The organism is Bacteroides sp. 1_1_14, assembly GCF_000162515.1.
GTDB classification, from domain to species: domain Bacteria; phylum Bacteroidota; class Bacteroidia; order Bacteroidales; family Bacteroidaceae; genus Bacteroides; species Bacteroides thetaiotaomicron.
The window spans coordinates 297,868-301,064 of record NZ_GG774706.1 but is presented as its reverse complement, the minus strand read 5'-3'; the positions used below and the strand labels follow the sequence as shown (position 1 = coordinate 301,064).

Annotated in this window: 2 protein-coding genes and 1 pseudogene; all 3 read right to left on the bottom strand. The window is 35.8% G+C overall.

Going from position 1 to position 3,197, the window contains the following annotated elements; all coding sequences use genetic code 11:
- Positions 1–1,273 (bottom strand): annotated as a pseudogene (locus HMPREF9007_RS27180) (RHS repeat-associated core domain-containing protein); the annotation flags it as partial.
- 115 nt (positions 1,274–1,388) lie between these two features.
- Positions 1,389–2,072: a hypothetical protein gene (locus tag HMPREF9007_RS11420; protein WP_008761854.1), complete on the bottom strand. Its 684-nt coding sequence runs from the start codon at positions 2,070–2,072 to the stop codon at positions 1,389–1,391.
- Between the two features lie 6 nt (positions 2,073–2,078).
- Positions 2,079–3,197, bottom strand: a 1,119-nt coding sequence (locus tag HMPREF9007_RS26255; protein WP_129593466.1) for an RHS repeat-associated core domain-containing protein, incomplete at its 5' end; no start/stop codon positions are given.

The window sequence follows — 3,197 nt, the reverse complement described above, 5'->3', positions numbered from 1 at the left end:
TCAAAAGCAGCTTCAAAGAGCCGTTCTCATAGATCGCATTACCACAATAATCAGTCGTTAAGATAGTATTACCTGTTTGATGGACAGTACGAAGTTTTCTTCCATCCGATCCATACTCATAATCAATGGTATTACCATCACTAAAGGTTATCTGACTGGGCAAATTTATAAGATTATATCGAATATTACTAATATTCTTGTTCAAATCTTTAGTCAAGTTACCGTTTTTGTCATATCCGTATTCTACAGGCTGATTAACATTATCCTTGAACTCCATACCGTTACCATAAACCGAGTTTGGCGCATGATCATCGACAGACTGAAGTTGATTACCATTGTAAACCAAATTTAAGTTATCAACCAGACCATAACCTGTTGCACTTGTTTGACCATACCTGAGCAAACCCAGAATATTGCCCATCTTATCATAACCGGTTATCTGTTCATTAAAGCGGTTATGATTGATTGACAGTGTATTCGCTTCCCCATAGATAGCATCTTTCATGCGAGACAAGCCGTCATAAGTGAAACGATATCCCATTTCATTGGTTGCGGCTGATCCTCCCGACTTCCATGTCATACTACTGATATTACCATTATAACAAGGAGTAGTTCCATCGATTGATTCCTGATAGTTAAGCGTTTGGTGAAACAAAGGGTCATTAATACCTTTCGTCCAGGAACGAAGGTTATAGGCATAATCAGTTCTTAGTTTGGAATGACCAGTACGTTTCTCAGTTTTCAGACGACCGATCTCATCATAGACATTATCCACCAGAATAACAGGAGCAACATCATTGAATTGGTAGGTCGTTTGAAGCAAACGATTAGCAAGATCATAGGTATAGTTACGAACTTCCGTTATGATGTCTTGACCGGGAACAGAATGGACACGTTTCTCTTTCACGGGACTGCCTTCAAAATTATAAGATGTATAGACAGCTTCCATACCATTCAGACTGTTATTCCCTTTCCGCTGAATCACGCGATAACGATCATCATAATACATAACTGAATAGGTTGAACCTGCCAACTGAGGCGTCAAACGGGCCGTCCAGTTTCCCGTCAATTGACCTTTACAACCACCGGAATATCTTTTACCGTAACCGGGCATTTCTGAATAACCGGTCGTTGCATCATCAGGAATACTGGATGTCCTGACAAACGTAGCCCAAACACTTAAAGAAAAAAAATATCGTTGGCAAACTTCCCTATAAACTCGTTCATATAACCAAAAGGCATTACGGATATAGTGAACTGTAGCTATCGGCATTGATGGTTGTGATAGATGAGCACCTATCAAAACCAAAGAGGTACTATGAAAACCCTGACATGGATTGACTTAGCCAATCCATATCAGAATAAGACAAACAAATACAACCTAATTATTACGATACTCCCAGCAATATTGTTTTATCAATAGCCCATTTATCATTAATTTTGCGTATGCAAATAATTACTTCTTCACCACAAAGCCGTCCGCATGCATAAGAACAATAAATAAGTCCAACTCGCTTTTCTTTATCAAAGTATATCCTCGACATTCTCAATGTTCCTGAAAAAAGAAAATTATAGTTTTCTCTTTCCCATATCTCAAATCCTTTAGGAAACTCTGAAGTGTATTTCAATATGAACCGTTTTCTATTCTCTATTTCGGACAGATTCAGTAGATGACTTTTTATTGAATGCTTATTCATAGAGTTAAGTGCCTCAATATAATCCGGTTCCATTAATTGTTTTCCGATATATTCAATATCTAAGTTTAGATTATAACAAGTGAATAGAGTATCAAAAACAGCAATAACAAAAGTCGTATCTCTCATTTTTTTATTTTCTCTTTCAATTTCAATAATCTTTTTATCATATCCAGCAGTGTCATACACCATTGGATTGTTATTATCAAGAAATGGTATTGGAGGAGGAGGGGTTTCAAAACTACTTAATGCCCCCATCTCCTCAACCAAGTTATCAAAAATCTCATTAAACACTTTTATTTCATAATCATCAGTCCTATCTGTTCTGCATGATAGCACTCCAATCAATAGCACTATTACTATAAGACACTTTTTCATAATCAATTAATTTAAAAATCCATACATCGACTTCACAATAGCATCATTTGATTTTACTATTCCTTGTGAGTTGTAATATTGTTGTAATATAGGTAGTCCAATTCTTTTCATAGCCTTATTCACATTTCTTTCTTGCCAATGCTGTTTATATTGTCTGTTTTTATCCATTTTTCTTAATGCAGGATAAACATTTGAATTGTTCATCACTTTGTCATCAATAAAATCGGCAGAGTTTTGATCAGCGTGAATTACTATTTCATGAATAAAAGTATCTAGTAGATCAGCATTATCTAAAGAGTTTCCTACCACTATTCTAATATTCAAATTTTCATTATTTAAAGAAAAATTAGTACTACCCGAAACCCCTGAGTCACGTACACCTGTCCCAAATGATATATTAATCCCTTTATTGTGGAATTCTCCATCTTTATTGAAAGTAACCCCGGCTATTGTTTGCCCTTTCATAGCAAAATTTGCCAATAATGCTTTTCCCTCTTTTGTACTTGCTAGAAATTCAAAAGCCTTCACTTGATTAGGGTTAATAAGTTCACCTTGTTTATCCCTTGTATAAAGGTCTGCAACACTTATGCTATCTCCTCTCAAATCAATATATTTCAGCGGGTTATTAACTACATACACATACGGGCTAATCGAATAATACTTCTCTTCCATTATATCTGTTGTCACAAATCTTCCTATTGCAACATCATACATCCGTGCCCCATAATCATACCAATCCAACCCATTCTTTCTATCCAACTCCTTACCATTATACTTATAAGACTGAACACTCGTAGATGTTGTAAACGTACCACCAAAAGGATAGTAATCATTCGTTTCCTCCAACTTTCCATCCTTATCAGCAACTACACGCACATTACCTTGATGGTCCTTCAAATAAAAGTGGAACTTCTTATCAGGGAAACTAACATATCCTGTCTCAGTCAAAAGCAGCTTCAAAGAGCCGTTCTCATAGATCGCATTACCACAATAATCAGTCGTTAAGATAGTATTACCTGTTTGATGGACAGTACGAAGTTTTCTTCCATCCGATCCATACTCATAATCAATGGTATTACCATCACTAAAGGTTATCTGACTAGGCAAATTTATAAGATTATATCG

Coding starts and splice junctions, on each gene's coding strand:
- HMPREF9007_RS11420 (WP_008761854.1), bottom strand. CDS start 2,072: ATGAAAAAGTGTCTTATAGTAATAGTGCTATTGATTGGAGTGCTATCA.